Raw genomic sequence first — 17,578 nt, 5'->3', positions numbered from 1 at the left:
TGGCCGGCGGGCAATGCGCGCACCCGCGTGCCGGCCCCCGCTTGCGCGGGGCGCCGGCGGGGCAGACGCTATAAGCGGCCGGTCAGCAGCATCACGATCAGCACGATCAGCAGGATGCCCAGGATGCCGCTGGGGTAGTAGCCCCAGCCCCGGCTGTACGGCCAGGCGGGCACGGCGCCCAGGACCAGCAGGATGAGGATGATCAGCAGAATGGTCGACATGGCGACTCCTCGTCTTTATCGATTCGAGTTATTGGATGGCTCGCGGTCATCACTTCCCTGGCGGGGTGATTTCCTTGCCGGGCGGGGAAAGCGGGGGCAGATCGACATCGGGCTCATCGGTGTCGGGATCCACGGGCAGGTCGCCCGGTGGCGAGCCCGGCGGAATCGGGTCCGGCTTGGGTGGAACGTGCAGGTGTAGAACGGCTTGCATGAAGGCCTCCTTGGGAATCCTCGCCCTGATCAGCAAGCGCCGTTCCCACCAGCGGACCGCGGGCACGCCGGATGCTGAGCGGGCGCCGTCGCCCGAGCCTACGGAGACCGGATGAAACCCTCCTCCCCCGCCCCGCCCGCCTCCCTGGACGCGGGACTCGTCTATGTGGACGACACCCAGGCCGGCTACGCGCGCGTCCGGGTCAACGGCAGCGCGTTCGCCTACCTGAACACCCGCGGCAAGCGCATCCGCGACGCCCGCGAGATCGCGCGCATCGAGGCCCTGGCCATTCCGCCGGCCTACGAATCCGTGTGGATCTGCGCCACGCCTCGCGGCCACTTGCAGGCCACGGGGCGCGACGCCCGCGGGCGCAAGCAGTACCGCTACCATCCCGACTGGACGGCGGTGCGCGACGCCGACAAGTACCAGAATCTGGTGGCTTTCGGCCTGGCGCTGCCCCGCATCCGCCGACAGGCGGAACGCGACATGCAGGCGCCCGGGTTGTCCCAGGAAAAGGTGATTGCCGTTCTGGTGAAGCTGCTGGAATCCACGCTCATCCGTATCGGCGCGCGCGAGTATGCGCGCAGCAACCGTTCCTATGGCCTGACCACGCTCAAACGCCGCCATGCCAGCGTGGCCGGCAGCCGGATACGGTTCCGGTTCAAGGGCAAGAGCGGTGTGGCGCACGACGTCGCGGTTGCCGATCGGCGCGTCGCGCGCGTGATCAAGCGCTGCATGGACATCCCGGGCCAGCAGCTGTTCCAGTACGTGGATGAGGAGGGAGGAATTCATCCGGTGGATTCCGGCGCGGTCAATGCCTATCTGCGCGGAGCAGGCGCGGGCGACTTCACGGCCAAGCACTATCGGACCTGGGCCGGATCGGTGCTTGCCTACTCGGCCTTGCAGGGGCGGCCCGCCGCCGATTCGGGCCAGGCGCGTCAAACGGTGGTGGATGTCATCCGCGACGTGTCGGCGCGCCTGGCGAATACGCCCGCCGTATGTCGGGCCTGTTACGTGCATCCCGCTATTCTGGCGGCCTATCTGGATGGCCGTCTGCCGGCCCGGGCGGCGGCCCCTTCCGGCCCCAGGGGGCTGAGCGCGGACGAACGCCGCCTGCTCGCCTTCCTGCGGGAAGAATCCGCGGCCGCCGCGCAGGCGCCGGCCTCAAAGAATCGATGAGCGCGCGTTCTTCGCGCGCGGCTGCGGCGCCGAGCCGTCCGCCCAGTTCGATTCGTTGCTGTTGTCGACCACGGGGCGGGCGTCGCGCGCAGCTTCGTCCGGGGTGGAGGGGTCTGGTTTATCCGGCATGCGTGGAACGTCGACGGGACCGCTTGGCGGCAGTATCTTAGCGTTGTCTTCCGGTTGTTTCCGGTCGTGGCCAGGCTGGCGTCGCGCAGGCTTGCTTGCGGGTTTCATACGGGTCTCCTGGGTGAAGTCCGGCCTTTCATCCTACGGCGGCCCGACGCGCGAAAAAACCCCCTGCCCCGTCAAATTGCAAGCGGATGTGCCCGCTCCCGCCAGGCGCGCCGGTTGCTGGCCGGCACGGCGACTCACAAGGAGATGCAATGCGAGACTCAAATTTCGAGCAATGTGTGCAAGCCTGCTACGAATGCGCCGTCGCTTGCGACGTGTGCGCCGCCATGTGCCTGGAAGAGAACCCCGGGCACATGAAGCATTGCATCGCCCTGTGCACCGATTGCGCTTCGGTCTGCAGGCTGTGCGCGGCCATGCTGGCGCGCAACGGCGAATTTTCTACCGCGCTGTGTACTTTGTGCGCGCTGGTCTGCGATGCCTGCGCGCGCGAATGTTCCCCGCATGAGGCGCGGCACTGCCAGATCTGCGCGGGCGCCTGCCTGGGCTGCACGCTGGCCTGCCGAGACATGCTGGAGCGCTGATGCCCGCCAAGCCGCGCGGCCGCCCGGGCCGGCCCGCGCAGGCGTATTTCCCGCCCGACCGTCAGGAGCTATCGATGGCCACTACGAACACCCCCCTGCCTTCCGACTTCCCCGAGAACGGCCCGGACAACAGCAGCGCGCGCCGCCGCTCGCGGCACCCGGAATCCTGGATCGACGAACTGGAGGCCACGCTCAACGACAAGGAGGCCACCGATCTGGAGGCGCTCAGGGCAAGGTTGTCCGAGCAATTGCATGCCACGCGGCGCAGCCTGCGCGATGCCTCCGACAACGCCACCGACCTGATGCGCGAAACCATAGACTGCACGGAGGAGTACATCCACGCGCGGCCGTGGCAGGCGATCGGCCTGGTCGCCGGCGCGGCGTTCCTGTTCGGCGTGGTGGTGGGCCGCCAATAGTGGCCCCGGGGTTCGGCGCCGCCGGCCCCTCCCTCTTCCGTCCCCAGGCGGCGGCGCGCCCGCGCCGGGCATGCCGCTTGCTGCTCATTGCGTCCCCCACAAGCAGGAGACGGCCATGGCGCGAACCATCTGGAAGGGCGCGATTTCGTTCGGCCTGGTGCACGTGCCCATCGTCGTCCACGCCGCCACGCGGCCGCACCGGCTCGATTTCGACTGGATCGACCGTCGCGACGACGCGCCCGTCGGCTACCAGCGCATCAACAAGCGCACCGGCAAGGTCATCGCCTCGGAAGACATCGTCAAGGGCTACGAGTATGAGAAAGGCGAATACGTCTACCTGAACGAAGAGGATTTCAAGCGCGCCAACGTCGCCGCCACCCAGACGGTGGAGATCCAGGGGTTCGTGGACGCAGCCGAAGTCCCCATCTATTACTACGACACCCCCTATTACCTTGCGCCGGACCGCCGCGGCGAGAAAGGCTATGTGCTGCTGCGCGAAGTTCTCAAGGAGGCGGGCCGCCTCGGCCTGGCGCGCGTGGTGCTCCACACGCGGCAGTACCTGTGCGCGCTGCTGCCCCAGGGCGATGCCCTCATGCTAATCACGCTGCGCTATGGCGACGAAATCCTCTCGGCCGACGACCTGGAGCTTCCCGGCGGCAAGACCGCCGCGCCTGCCGCGCGCGAGCGCGACATGGCCTTGCGGCTGGTCGAGGACATGACCGGCCCCTGGGATCCCCAAGCCTACCGCGACGACTACCGGGAAGACCTGCTCGATGCCATCGAGAAGAAGGTCAAGGCCGGCAAGACCCACGTGCTGACCGAGGCCGATGAGACCCAGGGGCCACGGGAATCGGCCAAGGTGATCGACCTGATGTCGCTGCTCAAGCAAAGCATCGAACAGCGCGGGGCGCCGAAGAAGACGGCCACGAAGAAAACGGCGGCCAAGAAGGCCGCGCCCGCCGGGAAGAAGGCGCCCGCGGCGCGGCGAACGGCGGCCGCAAAGACGCCCGCGCGCAAATCCGCCGCCACCCGACGCAAAGCCGCGTAAGGAAGCCTCATGAGCGAACCGCTAGCCCAGTACCGCAAGAAACGCGACTTCACCGGCACCCGCGAGCCCGCCGGCAAGGCTCCGGCGGCGTCCGCCGCGGGGCCGTTGTCTTTCGTGGTGCAGCGCCATCAGGCCCGCGCCCTGCATTACGACTTCCGGTTGGAACTCGACGGCGTGCTGGTGAGCTGGGCGGTGCCCAAGGGCCCCAGCCGCGACCCGGACGTGAAGCGCCTGGCCATCAAGGTGGAAGACCACCCGGTCGAATACGGCAAGTTCGAAGGCGACATTCCCAAGGGCCACTATGGCGCGGGCCACGTGGACATCTGGGACCACGGCTCCTGGACGCCGGATGGGGACCCCAGGCGCGGTCTGGCCAAGGGCCATCTGCGCTTCACCCTGCGGGGCGGCACGCTCAAGGGCGCCTGGGCCCTGCTGCGACTGGGCAAGGAAGACAATCAATGGCTGCTGCGCAAGCTGGACGACGAGGATGCGGTGGAAGGCGACGATGCCGAGGCCGCGCTCGCCCGCCGCGGGCGCGCTTCCGCGAAGTCAGCCGCAGCCAAATCCACCGCGTCCCGATCCGCTGCCACGAAATCGGCTTCTGGCAAGTCCGCCTCCACCAAAGCTGCTTCCGCCAAAGCCGCCGCCACTAAATCCACCTCCACTGAATCCACTTCCGGCAAGTCCGGCTCCGCCAAAGCCGCGAAGCGCGCCAGCGCGGCCGGCCGCCGCGCCGCGCTCCCCGCGATGCTGGAGCCGCAGCTCGCCACCCTGGTCGACGCGCCGCCGCAGGGGCCGGGCTGGTCGTATGAAGTGAAGTACGACGGCTACCGCATCCTGTGCCGCTTCGCGCAGGGACGCGCGCGCCTCGTCAGCCGCAGCGGCAAGGACTGGACGGCGCGCATGGCCGCGCTGGCCGACGCGCTGGGCGCCCTGGACTTGCCCGACGGCTGGATGGACGGCGAAGTGGTCTGCCTGGACGAGCGCGGCATCTCCGATTTCCAGCTGCTGCAGAACGCGCTGGACGGCCGCACCGCCGACCTGTCCTTCATGGCGTTCGACCTGCCCTGGTGGGACGGCGAGGATCTGCGCGCCCTGCCGCTGTCCGAACGGCAGTCGCGCCTGGAAGCCGTGCTGGCCGGACTGCCCGACGGTGCGCCGCTGCTCATGACGCAGCGTCTGGAAGTGGCAGACGGCACCGAGGGGCGCGCGGCCTGGTCCGAAGCCTGCCGGCTGAGCCTGGAGGGGCTGATCTGCAAGCGCCTGGACTCGGCCTACGTAGCGGGCCGCGGCAGCGCCTGGCTGAAGCTCAAGTGCCGGCCGCGGCAGGAGTACGTGATCGGCGGCTACACCTCGCCCGCCGGATCGCGCAAGCACTTCGGCGCGCTGCTGGTGGGCCTGCGCAAGGGCCGCAAGCTGGCGTATGCCGGCCGGGTGGGCACCGGCTTCACCGCCGCCACCCTCGCCTCGCTCTACAAAAAACTGCATGCGCTGGAAACGGACGCCAGCCCCTTCGCCGGCCCGCTGCCCGGCCCCGGCCGCTACGGCCAAAGCGCGGGCGACGTCCATTGGGTAAAGCCGGAACTGGTGGCGGAAATCCGGTACGCCAGCGTCACGCAGGACCAGTTGCTGCGCCAGGCCTCGTTCGTCGGCCTGCGCGAAGACAAGCCCGCCAGCGAAGTCGGCGGCGAAACGCCCGCGCCGCCTCCGGGTTCGGCCAAGCCGAAGGCCGCCGGCGACAAAGCGGGCAACACGCGCATCACGCACCCGGGGCGCGTGATCATCCACGATCCGGACACCACCAAGCTCGACCTGGCGCGCTACTACGAGGCCGCCGGCCCGCTGATCCTGCCGCATTTGCAGGGCCGCCGCATCGCGCTGCTGCGCTGCCCGGACGGCACCGACGCGACCTGCTTCTTCCAGAAGCACATCAGCGGCCGGTTGCCCGAGGGCCTGGAACGGGACGGCGAGCATCTGCTGATCGGTTCGGTCGAGGGCGTCCTTGCCCTGGTGCAGCGCGGCGTCATCGAATTCCACACCTGGGGCGGCCGCGCTCCCCGCCCCGACGAGCCCGACCGCATCACCATAGACCTGGATCCGGGCCCCGACGTGCCGTGGAAGACCGTGGCCGAAGGCGCGCAGCTTGCGCGCGGGCTGATGCAGGAGATCGGGCTCGCGCCGTTCCTGAAGACCACCGGCGGCAAGGGACTGCACCTGGTGGCGCCGATACGCCCCGAACAACCCTGGGACACCGTCAAGGGCTTGGCCCGGGCGCTGGCCGACGAACTGGCCCGCGTGATTCCCGAGCGCTACACCTCCAATATGTCCAAGGCCCGCCGGCAGGGGCGCATCTTCGTGGACTACCTGCGCAACGGCAACGGCGCCACCGCCATCGCCGCCTTCTCGGCCCGCGCCCGGGCCGGCGCGCCCGTGTCCATGCCCGTCGCCTGGGAGATCCTGGATTCGGGCGAGGATTTGCGCGGCCCCGCCTACAACATCCGCAATGCGGTCGCGCTCGCCCGGGATCGGGACGACCCCTGGCGGGACTACGAGGCGGCCCGCAAGACGGTGGGCCCGCGCATGCTAAAGAAGCTGGGGCTCTAGGGCCTGTCGCGGGAATGCCGTTTGCTCGTTCTTGGCGACGAGGCGCCCGCCGCGCCTGACGACCAGGAGAATCGCATGAGCAAACCGACGCAAGACAACACCGGCGCGCGGCCTCACCCCACGCCGCCCATGCCCGCCCAGCATCTGGAGAAGCCCGGGGAAGAAGCCGACATGGCGCTTAAGCCCCAGTACCAGGCGCCCGCCTATCGCGGAAGCGGAAAGCTCGACGGCATGGCCGCCATCGTGACGGGCGGCGATTCCGGCATCGGGCGGGCCGTCTGCGTGCTGTTCGCCCGCGAAGGCGCGGACGTGGCGATCGTCTACCTGAACGAGCACGAAGACGCCGAGCAAACCCGCCGCGCCGTGGCGGACGAAGGCCGGCGCTGCATCCTGATCGCCGGCGACGTGCGCGACCCATCCTTCTGCCAGGACGCGGTGGACCAGGCCGTGCGGGCCTTCGGCAAGCTGGACGTGCTGGTGAACAACGCCGCCTACCAGCAGCACACCGACACGCTGCCGGAGATCGACGACGACAAATGGGACAAGACGCTGCGCACCAACATCACCGGCTATTTCTACATGGCGCGCTCCGCCCTGCCCCACTTGAAGGCCGGTTCGGCCATCATCAACACGGGGTCGGTCACGGGCCTGCGGGGCAGCGCCAAGCTGCTGGACTATTCCGCCACCAAGGGCGCGATCCACGCCTTCACCCGCTCGCTGGCCGCGAATCTCGCCGGCCAGGGCGTGCGCGTGAACGCGGTGGCGCCCGGCCCGGTCTGGACTCCGCTGAATCCCGCCGACCAGGATGCGCGGAAAATCCAGGAATTCGGCAAGCACACCGACCTGGGGCGGCCCGCGCAACCGGAGGAAATCTCCCCCGCCTACGTGTTCCTGGCCTCGCCGGCCTGCGCCAGCTACATCACCGGCATCGTCTTGCCCATTACCGGCAGCGCGGGCGATTGATCCCGGAACACGCCGGCCCCGCGGTCAACGGGCCGGCGCGATGGATGCCGGGGCCTCGCGCGAGGCAGGCGACACGGCGGGCGGCTCACCCTTGACGGCCGGCTGGATCTTGTCGGGATCGGCGGCGGGCGGGCCCTGGCGCAGCGCGCGGCTCATGGCGAGGTGCTCGGCCACCGTCGGCAAGGCGCGCACGGCGAAGTCGCGGACCTGCGGATCCTCGGCTTCCTTTGCCGCGGTCTCGTACAGCCGGTTGGCCATTACGTGCGCGTCGATGGCGGCCTTCTGGATGTAGAGCGCGTCGAAGTCCGCGCCCTGCCGGTCGCCCAACTGATCCAGGGTGCGTCGATCCGGTTCGGCCGGCTGCTCGGGCAGCGTGACCTGCTTGCGCAGCGCCAGCGCCTTCAGGTCGCCGTTCATGGCGCGATGCTGCTCCAGCATCCTGGCCGCGTAGGCCTTGACCGCGCCGTCGTTCGAGCGCTGCCGCGCCAGTTCCGCGGCCTCCACCTCGAACTGGCCGGAGCCGGCGGCCGCCTGCAGGAAGCGCGCGTCGGCCTCGGCCAGCCCTTGGGCGTGGGCCGGCCAGAGGATACAGGGCAGTGCAAGCAGGCAGGCCGAGGCCAGCCCGCGCAGCCATCCGGTTGGTTTCATGCTGCTCTCCTTGGCACGTTGCGCCTGCCGGTTCAACCCGCCATCGACGGCGCGTCCACGCGCCGCGGCGGGGTCAAGGGATCGAAGTCCTCCCACTTCCCGTCCAGCCAGCGGCCGTTCGCCCGTTCGATGTCCTGGCCACCGGCCGCTTTCAGCACGCTCCGCGCGAGGGCGTCGCGGTCCGGCGACACGTGCAGCGCCAGCATCACGCCCGCCTGCCGCAATTCCGGATGCACGTCCGCCGCCGGCGGGCGGCCGGGCCGGCGTCGTCCCCGGCCCACCACCCACAGGGCGCCCGCGAGCGCGCCCAGGTAGGCGCCCACGCCGGCGGCGGCGATCACGATCAGAAGAGAGGCCGCCAGCCGGGCGGCGATCAACCCGCCCAGCAGCGCGAACAGCAGGCCGAGCGCCGAGGCGCCCGCCGCGGCGCCGAAATGGCCGCCCTTGGAATCCGGATCGGCCACCCGGTCTCCGCCGATGGGAAAGCGTCCGTGCTCGCCCGCGGTATTGATATAGAAGGTATGGATGTCGTCTTCGGTAAAACCTTCGGCAAAGAGCTTGCGGGCCGCCTCGGCGGCCTCGTCGAAGGTGTCGAATCTGGCTGCGACGATCAAGGACATAGGGGTCTCCGGTGCATGAATGGCATGCGGACCTGCGCAGCAACTGCCATGCCCGCGACGGGCACGGGGCTTGCTGGAGCGAGGACGGCGGATTTCCGCCCTCAAGCAGTCGGCCCTTGCAAGGACACCAGCATGGATATGCCCGGCAACGACGAAGACTTCTCCGTATCCCAGGACGAACCGCCGCCCGCTACCTCGCCGCAAGCCGGCGGGCTGTCCGTTCTGGACTGGGCCGCCCTGATCGCCATCGTGGCCGGCGGGCTGAACAGCGGCCTGATCGCGGCGGTGGACCTGGACGTCTTCGGCCGGTTCCTGCCGGCCGGTTTCGTCACGCGCGCCGTCTACGGCCTCATCGGCCTGGCCGCCCTGCACTGCGTGGTGCTGCTGTTCCGTCTGGGCGAAGGCGGCGACTGAGGCGCGTCGCGGCCGCTACTTGCCGTCGGGTCGCTTGCCCGGATACTGGCCGCCTTCCTCGTACTCGGGCCCCTTCTCGTTGTGCTTCTTGTCCGAGGCGCGCCCGGGATGCGCGGGCGCCTTGCCGAAGCCCGGTTTGTCCGCCCCGAACTGGCCGCTGCGATGCGCGGTTTCGGTCTCGCCTTGCGGCGCATTGGCCTCGGGGCCGCCCGGATCCCGCTCGGCATCCTGGCGTTCGGTGTCGCGTTTCTTACCGGTATCCATATCGATTTCTCCCGTCTGTGTCGCCGCGGCCGCGCGGACCAGGGCCGCGGCCGGCAGCCCTGCGCCGAGCAAGCGCCGTGCCCGACGGGGCCGGGAATGCCGCTTGCTTCAGTGTTGCCGGGTCCGCCTCGACCGGACCGCCATCCAAAAGGAGTCAACCATGAATCTGTGCAAAGCCGTTCTCCCCGCCGTGGCGCTGGGCCTTTCCGCACTGGCCTTCCAGGCCCCGGCGCAGACCGCGTCGGGCGGCACCACCGCCGTGCGCACCGACAAGCAGATCAACGACCAGTACAAGATGGACAAAAAGCACTGCGATGCGATGAAGGGCAACCAGAAGGACGTCTGCCAGCAGCAGGCCGAAGCCACGCGCGACAAGGCCAAGGCGGATGCCAAGGCCTCCAAGGAAAAGGCCGAGGCCACGCATGACGCGGCCAAGACGCGCAACGACGCCGACTACAAGGTCGGGAAGGAGAAGTGCGACGCCCTGTCCGGCAATGCCAAGGACACCTGCATGGCGGACCTGAAGACCCGCTACGGGAAGTAAGGCCTGCCCTCAGCTCCCGGACGGTTCGTCCGTCCGGGACGGAGGCTCGCCCGGCAGCGCGTAGCCCGCCGCGGCGTACTCTTCCAGCCGGTTGTAGAGCGTCTTGGGGCTGATGCCGAGCATGGCGGCCGTCTGCTTTTTCACGCCGTTGCAACGTTCCAAAGTGGCCAGGATGAGCCGCCGGTCGGCCTCGGCCAGCGTTTCGCCCACGGGCACGCTCACCTGCCCGACCGAGCCGCCGCCGGAAGGCGACACCTGCGGCGCCAGCATGTCGGCTTCCAGTTCGTCGCCGTCGGCCATGATGAAGGCGCGCCTCACGAAGTTCTTCAATTCCCGCACGTTGCCGGGCCACGCGTACTGCGTCAGCACCGCCAGCGCGCGCGACGAAAACGCCTTGCGCTTGCCGGACTCCAGGTTCTGCGCGTCCAGGAAGCGCTGCGCCAGGAACGGGATGTCCTCGCCGCGCTCGCGCAGCGGCGGCAGCTCGACCGGGAAGACGCTCAGGCGGTAATACAGGTCTTCGCGCAGCTTGCCTTCGCGCACCGCCTCCTCGGGATTGCGGTTGGTGGCGGCCACGATGCGGATGTCGCAGGCGATTTCGCGATTGGTGCCCACCCGCATGAACTGGCCCGTCTCCAGCACGCGCAGCAGTTTCACCTGCAGGTCCAGCGGCATTTCCGTGACTTCGTCCAGGAACAGCGTGCCGCCGTCGGCGCGCTCGAAATAGCCTTTGTGCTGACGGTCGGCGCCGGTGAAGCTGCCGCGCTCGTGCCCGAACATTTCGCTTTCGATCAGGTTCGGCGAAATGGCGCCGCAATTGACCGCGATGAACGGCCGCTGCCGCCGCGGGCTGAGTTCGTGGATGGCATGCGCCGCCAGTTCCTTGCCGGTGCCGCTTTCGCCGATCACGAGCGTGGTCACGTTGGTGGGCGCCACGCGCCCGAGCTGGCGGTACAGCGTCAGCATGCGTTCGGACGCGCCGTACATCTTGCCGAAGCGGCCCGGCTCCTCGAAGGGCATCCCGGGCAGGTCCCCACCCGCGCTGGACGCAATGCGCGCGAGGATGTCGTTCAGGCGCTCCATGCAGATCGGCTTGACCAGATAGTCGGTGGCGCCGAGCCTCAGCGCCTGCACGGCATTGTCGACCGTGCCGTGGCCGGTCATCACCACGACCTCGGCGCTGGCGGCCGCCGCGTTCTTGAAGATATCCATGCCGCTGCCCTCGGGCAGGCGAACGTCGGTCAGCACCAGGTCCGGCGCCTGCCGTTCGAGCTGGATCAAGGCATCCTTGATGCTCGCCGCCAAGGCTACCGAAAAGCCGCTGTCCCGGCCGAGCTCGGCCAGCGTTTCGCGTATCGCGGCATCATCGTCGACGATCAGCAGATGGGGCATGTCCTTCTCCCTGTTGCGGCCCACTCTTGAGAATAGCGACTCTAGCCACCGCGGAGGCAATTATTCGATATTTTCCAACAATGTTTTCGAATGCTTGCAACTGGTCGCAAACACGGACGGCCTTGCCCTCTACCATGCACCTAATGCGACGGCCCGCGGCCGGGCCAAGGACACAGCATGGCAAACCGCAGCACCAGCACCGGACGCGAGGCCGCGCCTGCGTCTCCCAACGTCCTGATGGACGTTTCCGCCCTTTCCCCCGCGATGCAAAAACTGGACGCCCAGCTGCGCCTGGCGGCGGCGAGCGACGCCAGCGTCTTCATCGTGGGCGAAAGCGGCACGGGCAAGGAAATCGTGGCGCGCGCCATCCACGACGCCAGCCAACGCCGCGAGCAACCCTTCGTGGCCGTGAACTGCGGCGCCATCAGCGGCACGCTGGCGCATGCCGAGCTGTTCGGGCACGAAAAAGGCAGCTTCACCGGCGCGGTGGCGCAGAACGCGGGCTACTTCGAATACGCCAGCGGCGGCACGCTCTTCCTGGACGAAGTGACCGAGATGCCGCCGGACATGCAGGTCCACTTCCTGCGCGTGCTGGAATCCGGCACGTACCAGCGCGTGGGCGGCTCCGACCTGCTGCGCGCCAACGTGCGCGTCATCTGCGCGAGCAATCGCGATCCGGCCGAGGCCGTGGCCGAGGGCCGCCTGCGCCAGGACTTCCTCCACCGGCTTCTCGTGATCCCGCTGCGCGTCCCCCCGCTGCGCGAACGCGAGGGCGACGCAGTGGTCCTCGCGCACTGGTTCCTGGATACCCTGAACCGCGAGAACGGCACCCGCAAGACCTTCTCCCGCCGCCTGCTGGACGCCATTGCCGGGCATGATTGGCCGGGCAATGTGCGCGAGCTGCGCAATGCGGTGCAGCGGGCCTACATCATGGCCGATGGCGAACTCGACGCCGACGTCCTGGCGCGGGCGCGCGGCGTGCCGCGCGGCGAACTGCGCGAGGGCGCCCTGAACTTCGCCATCGGCATGCCGCTGGGGCGGGCCCAGCGCGAGTTCATTCTGGCCACGCTGGCGCACTACGCCGGCGACAAGCGCCTGACCGCCGAAGCCCTGGGCGTGAGCCTGAAGACGCTCTACAACCGGCTGGACGCCTACGACCGCGACGCGGCGGACGCGTCGGGCGCGTGAAAAGCACCTCCACCGAGCCCCCCTCCCAGCAATTATTACCGCGCGCTTGTAAGACCGGCGCGGCATCGCGCGGGCGGCCGGCCTTTCTCCCCGCGGAAAAGCTGGCACGAACTTTGCATGCATTTCCTGGAGTAAGCCGCCTTCCCGGCGGCCTCGTCCGGAGATTCGCTTGGGCTACCCTACGCAAGAATTGCGCCTGCGCCAGCAGATGACGCTGGCGCCCCGCCTGCAGCAATCCGTCAAGCTGCTGCAGATGTCCGCGCTGGAATTCACGACCGCGGTGGAACACGCGCTCGCCACCAATCCTTTTCTTGAGGAACCCGAAGAGGAACAGGAAGGCGCGCAGCCGGGCGAGGCGACTGCCGCGGCTCCCGAGGCGGCCTTCCCCTCCGACGAGGGCGCGCCGGAAATGCCGGCGCCCGCCGCGGAGGCGGACCTCCCGCCGCCGGACGCCCCGGCCTATTCCGGCGATTACCCCACGCGCGCGGCCGGCGACGGCGGCATGGACCAGGCCCAATGGGTCTGCGCCTCGCTGTCGATGCGCCAGCGCCTCTCGGCGGAACTGGGCAACTACACCCTGGAGCCGCGCGACCGCCTGCTGGCGGAGTTCATCGTCGATGCGCTGGATGACGACGGCTACCTGCGCACGCCGCTGTGCGGCCTGTGCGACAACGCGCCTGAGGATTTCGACCCGCCGCCCGAAGACGCCGAATGGATGACCGCCCTGCGCCTGGTGCAGCAGTTGGACGCGCCGGGCCTGGCGGCCCGCGACCTGGCCGAATGCCTGACCTTGCAACTGGCCGCCGCGACCGGCGCCGATCCGGCGATCCGGGCGCTGGCGCTGGACATCGTGCGCGAGCACCTGCCCCGGCTGGCCAAGAATGACTGCGCCGGGCTGCGGCGCCTGCTCGGCTGCACCGACGACGCGTTGCGCGAGGCCTGCGCGCTGATCCGCGGCCTGGACCCCAAGCCGGGCACGCGCTACAGCGCCGAAGCGCCCGCCTACGTGATCCCCGACGTGTTCGTGGACAAGTGGCAGGCGCGCTGGCGCGTGCTGCCGAACCGCCATGCCATGCCCCAGGCCCGCCTGCACCGCACCTACGCGGACCTGTTCCGGCGCGCGCGGCTGGACGACCGCAGCCCCATGGCGCAGGAATTGCAGGAGGCCCGCTGGCTGGTGCGCAACGTCGAGCAGCGCTACACCACCATCCAGCGAGTGGCGGAGGCCATCGTCAAGCGCCAGCAAACCTTTTTCGAGTATGGCGACGTGGCCTTGCGGCCGCTGATGCTGCGGGAAGTCGCCGACGACCTCGACATGCACGAATCCACCGTGTCTCGGGCCACCGTGGGCAAATACATGGTGACGCCGCGCGGCGTGTTCGAGTTCCGCCATTTCTTTTCGCGCGAACTGGCTACCGAATCGGGCGGCTCCTGCTCCGCGGCGGCGGTGCGGGCGCTGATCAAGGAAATGGTCGACGCCGAGGATCCTTCGATGCCGCTATCGGACGTGGCGCTGACCCAGCAGCTGGCGGCCAGCGGCATCCTGCTGGCGCGCCGCACCGTGTCGAAGTATCGCGGCCAGCTGCGCGTGCCGCCCGCGGAGTTGCGGCGCCAGCACTGAGCGCGCGCGTGTTCCGCTTCCCGGAGGGCCAGCCGGCTACTGCGGGGCTTCGGCATCCCCGTCCAGCATGCGCTGCACGCGTTCCCCCAGCGCAACCAGCGAGAATGGCTTGACGATCAGCTCGATGCCGTGCTCCAGGAAATCGCGATCCCGCACGGCGTTGCCCGCATAGCCCGTCATCAGCAGCACCTTCAAGCCGGGATAGACGGTGCGCGCGGCGTCGGCCAGCTGCCGGCCGTTGAGGCCCGGCAGGCCGACGTCGGTCACCAGCAGGTCGATGTCCGGCGTGGCCCGCACCAGGTCCAGCCCGGCTTCGCCGTCCGCCGCCGACAGTACCCGCAAGCCCCGCTCGGCCAGGCACTCATAGACCATATCGCGCACGTTCGCATCGTCCTCCACCACCACCACTACCGCCTGGCGCAACAGATCGGGCGCCGGCGCCGCCGCGGGGTGCTCGCGCTTGGGCGAACGTTCCGGGCTGCCTTCATGCCGCGGCAGGAACAGCCTCACCGTCGTGCCCACGTCCAGCTCGCTTTCCAAGGTGGCCACGCCGCCGGCCTGCTTGGCGAAGCCGTAGATCATGGACAGCCCCAGGCCGGTGCCTTCTCCCAGCGGCTTGGTGGTGTAGAACGGATCGAAGGCATGGGCCAGCACGTCGGGCGTCATGCCGCAGCCCACGTCCGACACCGAGACTTCCACGAACGGCCCCGGCGGCGCATCCAGGACCTGCCGCAGCGAGGGCGCGTCCGCCTGCGCGCGCACGTTGCGCGCCGCGATGGTCAGCACCCCGCCTTGCGGCATGGCGTCGCGCGCATTGATCACCAGGTTCAGCATGGCGTTCTCGAACTGGTTCTTGTCGCAGCACACGGTCCACAGGCCCGGGTCGAGGTCGAACACCAGCCGCACGCGCTCGCCGGTATAGCGGCGGAACAGGTCGGCCATGGATTGCAGGGCCGAGGCCACGCTGAAAGACTTGGGATCGATGGGCTGGCGGCGCGAGAAGGTCAGCAGCCGCTGCGTCAGGTGGGCCGCCCGGTTGGCCGAATCCATCGCGACCGAGACGAAGCGCAACGCCTGCTCGGGCGAGCCCGCGCCCAGCTTGCGTTCGATGAGGTACAGGGCGCCGGTGATCCCCTGCAACATATTGTTGAAGTCATGCGCGATGCCGCCGGTCAGGCGCCCCACCGCCTCCATCTTCTGGGATTGGCGCAGGGCGTTCTCGGTCTCGCGCAGGGCCTCGGCCTGCATCTTCAGGTCGGTATCGTCGCGGCCCGTCATGTACAGATTGTCCTGCGACCAGGACATGCTCCAGGTGATCCAGGAATAGCCGCCGTCGCGCCTGAGCACACGGTTTTCCAGATGCCGCGTCGCCTGCGGCACTTGCCCCTCGGGCGCCCAGGCCCAGGCCGCCAGCGTCGCCGCCAAGTCTTCCGGATGGATCAACTCCGACAGGCCCGCCGATAGGAACTGCTCGGGGCTCCAGCCCAGGATGGGCCGCACCGCGGGATTGACGCTGATGAAGCGCCCTTGCCGGTCCACCACCGCCAGCAATTCCGGGGACAGGCGCCAGATGCGGTCGCGCTCGGCACTTGCGTCCTCGACGCGCTGCTCCAGCATGCGCGCGTACTGCGACCGTTCGACGGCGCCGCACAGGCGTTCCGCCACTTCCTCGATGAAGGCGATATCGCCGTGCCGCAGCCGGGTGCCGCCCTGCGGCCGCGCCAGCAGCGCCCCGCCCGGCCGGCCCCAGCGGCGCAGCGGCACCACGATGGCCCAGGGGCGGATCTCGCCCTGCGCCTCGGCCAGCAAGGGCTGCAGATAGGTGGTGCGCCCGCCGTCGAGCGCGGCGTAGTATTCCGCGCCCAGGCGATCCAGGGCCAGCGGCTGCTCGTTGTCGCGGTCCTGCCCGGAACGCCAGCAGGTCGACAGCACCGCCCGCCCGTTCTCGGCCGCCGAATCCAGCACCGCCACCAGGCCCAGCGCCAGGTGCTGGCCCAGGCCTTCGCAAGCGGCCTCTTCGATCGCCGGCTGCAGGTGCAGTTCGCGCAGGCTGTCGCCCAGCGCCAGCAGGAAGTTCTTGCGGTGCTGGCCTTCCCACAACTCGGATTCGGCGGCCTTGCGCGCGCTCACGTCGAGAAAGAGCGCCATGATGCGCTCGGGGCCATCCTTGCGCACCCGGGCTTCGTACCAGGCCTCCTTGGGCGCGGGCACCGCGAACTCGAATTGCGCCGGCTCGCCGGACTCCACGACCTGGGCGAACGCATCCATGATCTGTCCGGGCACGCCCGGTATCATCTCGCGCAAGGTATGGCCCAGCGTGTCGCCTTCTTTCATCCCGCTCTGGCGCTCGAAGGCCGGATTGACCTCCAGGAAGCGGAAGTCGGCGATGCGCCCGTCGGCATCGCGCAGCGCTTCGCTGAGGAAAAAGGCTTCCTGCATGCCCTCGAACATGGTGCGCCAGCGCTCGCCGCTTTGCCGCAGCGCCAGTTCCGTCAGATGGCGCTCGATCGCCAGCGCGGCGCTGCGCGTCACCAGCGCGATCGCGTCGATGTCGTGCGCGGACGGCGAGCGCGCGGTGCCGTAGTAGTTGGAGAACACGCCCAGCAGGCGGCCGTCGGGCGCCTTGATCGGCGTGGACCAGCAGGCCCGCAGGCCGTTCGCCAGCGCCAGGTCCCGCCAGCGCTCCCAGTCGGGATGCGACGCGATGTCTTCCACGTAGACCGGACAGCCGGTGTAGGCAGCCGCGCCCCAGGACGCCATGGCCGGCCCGATGGGCACCCGGTCCACGGCCGCGTTGTAGGCGTCTGGCAGGCTTGGCGCCGCCGCGTGCCGCAGGCAGGCGCCGGTCTCGTCGACCAGCGCGATCGAGGCGCGCAGCTCCACGCTGGACTGCGCCTCGATGGCGTGCAGCACGTGTTCCAGCACCTGCGCCAGTGGCACGCCGGCGGCAATGCGTTGCAACATGATGCGCTCGTCCTCCAGACGGGCCAGCGTGTCCGTCCAGGGTAGCGCGACGCGGTCTCGCTTTTTCAGCATCTCTGCCCCCTCACCAGCACGACTGTATTGCGCGGCGGGACGCGCTGCCGAAACGCTAGGTAACGCGACGCTACGGTTCCCGCTGAAGCGGGAGCGCGCCGGCTTCAACCGCCGGCGTTCGACGGCTCGCGTTCCAGGCGCAGCGCGTTCAAGGCTTCGGGTTTGTCGACCAGCACGCACTGCTTGCCGGTGCGGGCGCAATGGTCTTTCACGCGCCAATACGCCCCGTGGCTGACGCAGCCGGTCTGGCAGATCACCAGGTCGGCTTCGACCAGGCTGGCCTCCAGCGCCTCGCCGTCCGCGTCGCCGCCGCCGCTGTGGCCCAGATACCGCCCGCCCGCCATTTCGACCACCTTGCGCGTCAAGGCCAGGGCCATGGCGTCCTCGCCGACGCAGAGCACCGACTTGCGCCGCAAAGCGATCGCCACGGGCGCCGGCGCGCGCGCGGCGGGCTCGACGGCGGGCGGCGCGGCCCTGCGCCCGGCGTCGCCCC

19 protein-coding genes are annotated in these 17,578 nt (G+C 69.4%); 10 read left to right on the top strand and 9 right to left on the bottom strand.

Annotated elements, in window-relative coordinates; all coding sequences use genetic code 11:
- Positions 1-68: 68 nt before the first annotated feature.
- Together ADE01S_RS31405 and ADE01S_RS31400 are read right to left on the bottom strand one after the other, a co-directional pair.
- Complete coding sequence (locus ADE01S_RS31405; protein ID WP_075873499.1) at positions 69-221, bottom strand: DUF3309 family protein; 153 nt, start codon at positions 219-221, stop codon at positions 69-71.
- Positions 222-270: 49 nt separating this feature from the next.
- A complete protein-coding gene (locus ADE01S_RS31400; RefSeq protein WP_353848688.1) occupies positions 271-432 on the bottom strand; it encodes a hypothetical protein in 162 nt (53 codons plus the stop codon).
- 111 nt (positions 433-543) lie between these two features.
- Here ADE01S_RS31400 and ADE01S_RS28385 point away from each other — a divergent pair, with 111 nt between their 5' ends.
- The gene (locus tag ADE01S_RS28385; protein ID WP_062685115.1) at positions 544-1,611 is read left to right on the top strand and encodes a DNA topoisomerase IB; all 1,068 of its coding nucleotides are present in this window, start codon (positions 544-546) and stop codon (positions 1,609-1,611) included.
- Here the strand turns inward: ADE01S_RS28385 and ADE01S_RS31395 are convergent.
- The gene (locus ADE01S_RS31395) at positions 1,597-1,848 is read right to left on the bottom strand and encodes a hypothetical protein (protein WP_075873500.1); all 252 of its coding nucleotides are present in this window, start codon (positions 1,846-1,848) and stop codon (positions 1,597-1,599) included. The genes ADE01S_RS28385 and ADE01S_RS31395 overlap by 15 nt on opposite strands.
- A 149-nt stretch (positions 1,849-1,997) precedes the next feature.
- Here ADE01S_RS31395 and ADE01S_RS28380 point away from each other — a divergent pair, with 149 nt between their 5' ends.
- The 5 genes from ADE01S_RS28380 to ADE01S_RS28360 all read left to right on the top strand — a co-directional run bounded on the left by ADE01S_RS28380 (position 1,998) and on the right by ADE01S_RS28360 (position 7,358).
- Positions 1,998-2,327: a four-helix bundle copper-binding protein gene (locus ADE01S_RS28380; protein ID WP_062685114.1), complete on the top strand. Its 330-nt coding sequence runs from the start codon at positions 1,998-2,000 to the stop codon at positions 2,325-2,327.
- A gap of 74 nt (positions 2,328-2,401) precedes the next feature.
- Positions 2,402-2,743, top strand: coding sequence for an ElaB/YgaM/YqjD family protein (locus ADE01S_RS28375; protein WP_062685125.1), 342 nt, complete (start codon positions 2,402-2,404; stop codon positions 2,741-2,743).
- Between the two features lie 115 nt (positions 2,744-2,858).
- Positions 2,859-3,791, top strand: coding sequence for a non-homologous end joining protein Ku (gene ku, locus ADE01S_RS28370; RefSeq protein WP_062685113.1), 933 nt, complete (start codon positions 2,859-2,861; stop codon positions 3,789-3,791).
- 9 nt (positions 3,792-3,800) lie between these two features.
- On the top strand, positions 3,801-6,395 hold the full coding sequence (ligD, locus tag ADE01S_RS28365; RefSeq protein WP_062685112.1) for a DNA ligase D: 2,595 nt from the start codon (positions 3,801-3,803) through the stop codon (positions 6,393-6,395).
- A 75-nt stretch (positions 6,396-6,470) separates the two neighbouring features.
- The gene (locus ADE01S_RS28360; protein ID WP_062685111.1) at positions 6,471-7,358 is read left to right on the top strand and encodes an SDR family oxidoreductase; all 888 of its coding nucleotides are present in this window, start codon (positions 6,471-6,473) and stop codon (positions 7,356-7,358) included.
- A 24-nt stretch (positions 7,359-7,382) separates the two neighbouring features.
- On the opposite strand, the gene ADE01S_RS28355 is transcribed toward ADE01S_RS28360, so the two are convergent.
- The gene (locus ADE01S_RS28355; protein ID WP_062685110.1) at positions 7,383-8,006 is read right to left on the bottom strand and encodes a DUF4142 domain-containing protein; all 624 of its coding nucleotides are present in this window, start codon (positions 8,004-8,006) and stop codon (positions 7,383-7,385) included.
- 32 nt (positions 8,007-8,038) lie between these two features.
- Complete coding sequence (locus ADE01S_RS28350) at positions 8,039-8,626, bottom strand: hypothetical protein (RefSeq protein WP_062685109.1); 588 nt, start codon at positions 8,624-8,626, stop codon at positions 8,039-8,041.
- Between the two features lie 132 nt (positions 8,627-8,758).
- Between ADE01S_RS28350 and ADE01S_RS28345 the strand changes: the two genes are divergently transcribed.
- The gene (locus ADE01S_RS28345; protein ID WP_062685108.1) at positions 8,759-9,040 is read left to right on the top strand and encodes a DUF378 domain-containing protein; all 282 of its coding nucleotides are present in this window, start codon (positions 8,759-8,761) and stop codon (positions 9,038-9,040) included.
- A gap of 15 nt (positions 9,041-9,055) precedes the next feature.
- On the opposite strand, the gene ADE01S_RS28340 is transcribed toward ADE01S_RS28345, so the two are convergent.
- Positions 9,056-9,304, bottom strand: coding sequence for a hypothetical protein (locus tag ADE01S_RS28340; protein ID WP_062685107.1), 249 nt, complete (start codon positions 9,302-9,304; stop codon positions 9,056-9,058).
- A 160-nt stretch (positions 9,305-9,464) separates the two neighbouring features.
- Here ADE01S_RS28340 and ADE01S_RS28335 point away from each other — a divergent pair, with 160 nt between their 5' ends.
- Positions 9,465-9,848 (top strand): hypothetical protein, encoded by a 384-nt coding sequence (locus tag ADE01S_RS28335; protein ID WP_062685106.1) that lies wholly within the window; start codon positions 9,465-9,467, stop codon positions 9,846-9,848.
- 9 nt (positions 9,849-9,857) lie between these two features.
- On the opposite strand, the gene ADE01S_RS28330 is transcribed toward ADE01S_RS28335, so the two are convergent.
- The gene (locus tag ADE01S_RS28330; protein ID WP_062685105.1) at positions 9,858-11,240 is read right to left on the bottom strand and encodes a sigma-54-dependent transcriptional regulator; all 1,383 of its coding nucleotides are present in this window, start codon (positions 11,238-11,240) and stop codon (positions 9,858-9,860) included.
- A 264-nt stretch (positions 11,241-11,504) separates the two neighbouring features.
- On the opposite strand from ADE01S_RS28330, the gene ADE01S_RS28325 reads away from it, so the two are divergent.
- Together ADE01S_RS28325 and ADE01S_RS28320 are read left to right on the top strand one after the other, a co-directional pair.
- A complete protein-coding gene (locus ADE01S_RS28325) occupies positions 11,505-12,428 on the top strand; it encodes a sigma-54 interaction domain-containing protein (RefSeq protein WP_062685124.1) in 924 nt (307 codons plus the stop codon).
- A gap of 169 nt (positions 12,429-12,597) precedes the next feature.
- Positions 12,598-14,049, top strand: coding sequence for an RNA polymerase factor sigma-54 (locus ADE01S_RS28320; RefSeq protein WP_062685104.1), 1,452 nt, complete (start codon positions 12,598-12,600; stop codon positions 14,047-14,049).
- A gap of 36 nt (positions 14,050-14,085) precedes the next feature.
- On the opposite strand, the gene ADE01S_RS28315 is transcribed toward ADE01S_RS28320, so the two are convergent.
- Together ADE01S_RS28315 and ADE01S_RS28310 are read right to left on the bottom strand one after the other, a co-directional pair.
- Positions 14,086-17,085: a PAS domain S-box protein gene (locus ADE01S_RS28315; RefSeq protein ID WP_062685103.1), complete on the bottom strand. Its 3,000-nt coding sequence runs from the start codon at positions 17,083-17,085 to the stop codon at positions 14,086-14,088.
- 104 nt (positions 17,086-17,189) lie between these two features.
- Positions 17,190-17,578: DUF2325 domain-containing protein (locus tag ADE01S_RS28310; RefSeq protein WP_156494267.1), on the bottom strand; the 389-nt coding region annotated here is incomplete at its 5' end.

This window comes from Achromobacter denitrificans NBRC 15125 (genome assembly GCF_001571365.1).
GTDB lineage: Bacteria > Pseudomonadota > Gammaproteobacteria > Burkholderiales > Burkholderiaceae_B > Achromobacter > Achromobacter denitrificans.
This window is presented reverse-complemented; position numbering and strand designations above follow the sequence as displayed.

Coding starts and splice junctions, on each gene's coding strand:
- ADE01S_RS31405 (WP_075873499.1), bottom strand. CDS start 221: ATGTCGACCATTCTGCTGATCATCCTCATCCTGCTGGTCCTGGGCGCC.
- ADE01S_RS31400 (WP_353848688.1), bottom strand. CDS start 432: ATGCAAGCCGTTCTACACCTGCACGTTCCACCCAAGCCGGACCCGATT.
- ADE01S_RS28385 (WP_062685115.1), top strand. CDS start 544: ATGAAACCCTCCTCCCCCGCCCCGCCCGCCTCCCTGGACGCGGGACTC.
- ADE01S_RS31395 (WP_075873500.1), bottom strand. CDS start 1,848: ATGAAACCCGCAAGCAAGCCTGCGCGACGCCAGCCTGGCCACGACCGG.
- ADE01S_RS28380 (WP_062685114.1), top strand. CDS start 1,998: ATGCGAGACTCAAATTTCGAGCAATGTGTGCAAGCCTGCTACGAATGC.
- ADE01S_RS28375 (WP_062685125.1), top strand. CDS start 2,402: ATGGCCACTACGAACACCCCCCTGCCTTCCGACTTCCCCGAGAACGGC.
- ku (WP_062685113.1), top strand. CDS start 2,859: ATGGCGCGAACCATCTGGAAGGGCGCGATTTCGTTCGGCCTGGTGCAC.
- ligD (WP_062685112.1), top strand. CDS start 3,801: ATGAGCGAACCGCTAGCCCAGTACCGCAAGAAACGCGACTTCACCGGC.
- ADE01S_RS28360 (WP_062685111.1), top strand. CDS start 6,471: ATGAGCAAACCGACGCAAGACAACACCGGCGCGCGGCCTCACCCCACG.
- ADE01S_RS28355 (WP_062685110.1), bottom strand. CDS start 8,006: ATGAAACCAACCGGATGGCTGCGCGGGCTGGCCTCGGCCTGCCTGCTT.
- ADE01S_RS28350 (WP_062685109.1), bottom strand. CDS start 8,626: ATGTCCTTGATCGTCGCAGCCAGATTCGACACCTTCGACGAGGCCGCC.
- ADE01S_RS28345 (WP_062685108.1), top strand. CDS start 8,759: ATGGATATGCCCGGCAACGACGAAGACTTCTCCGTATCCCAGGACGAA.
- ADE01S_RS28340 (WP_062685107.1), bottom strand. CDS start 9,304: ATGGATACCGGTAAGAAACGCGACACCGAACGCCAGGATGCCGAGCGG.
- ADE01S_RS28335 (WP_062685106.1), top strand. CDS start 9,465: ATGAATCTGTGCAAAGCCGTTCTCCCCGCCGTGGCGCTGGGCCTTTCC.
- ADE01S_RS28330 (WP_062685105.1), bottom strand. CDS start 11,240: ATGCCCCATCTGCTGATCGTCGACGATGATGCCGCGATACGCGAAACG.
- ADE01S_RS28325 (WP_062685124.1), top strand. CDS start 11,505: ATGCAAAAACTGGACGCCCAGCTGCGCCTGGCGGCGGCGAGCGACGCC.
- ADE01S_RS28315 (WP_062685103.1), bottom strand. CDS start 17,085: ATGCTGAAAAAGCGAGACCGCGTCGCGCTACCCTGGACGGACACGCTG.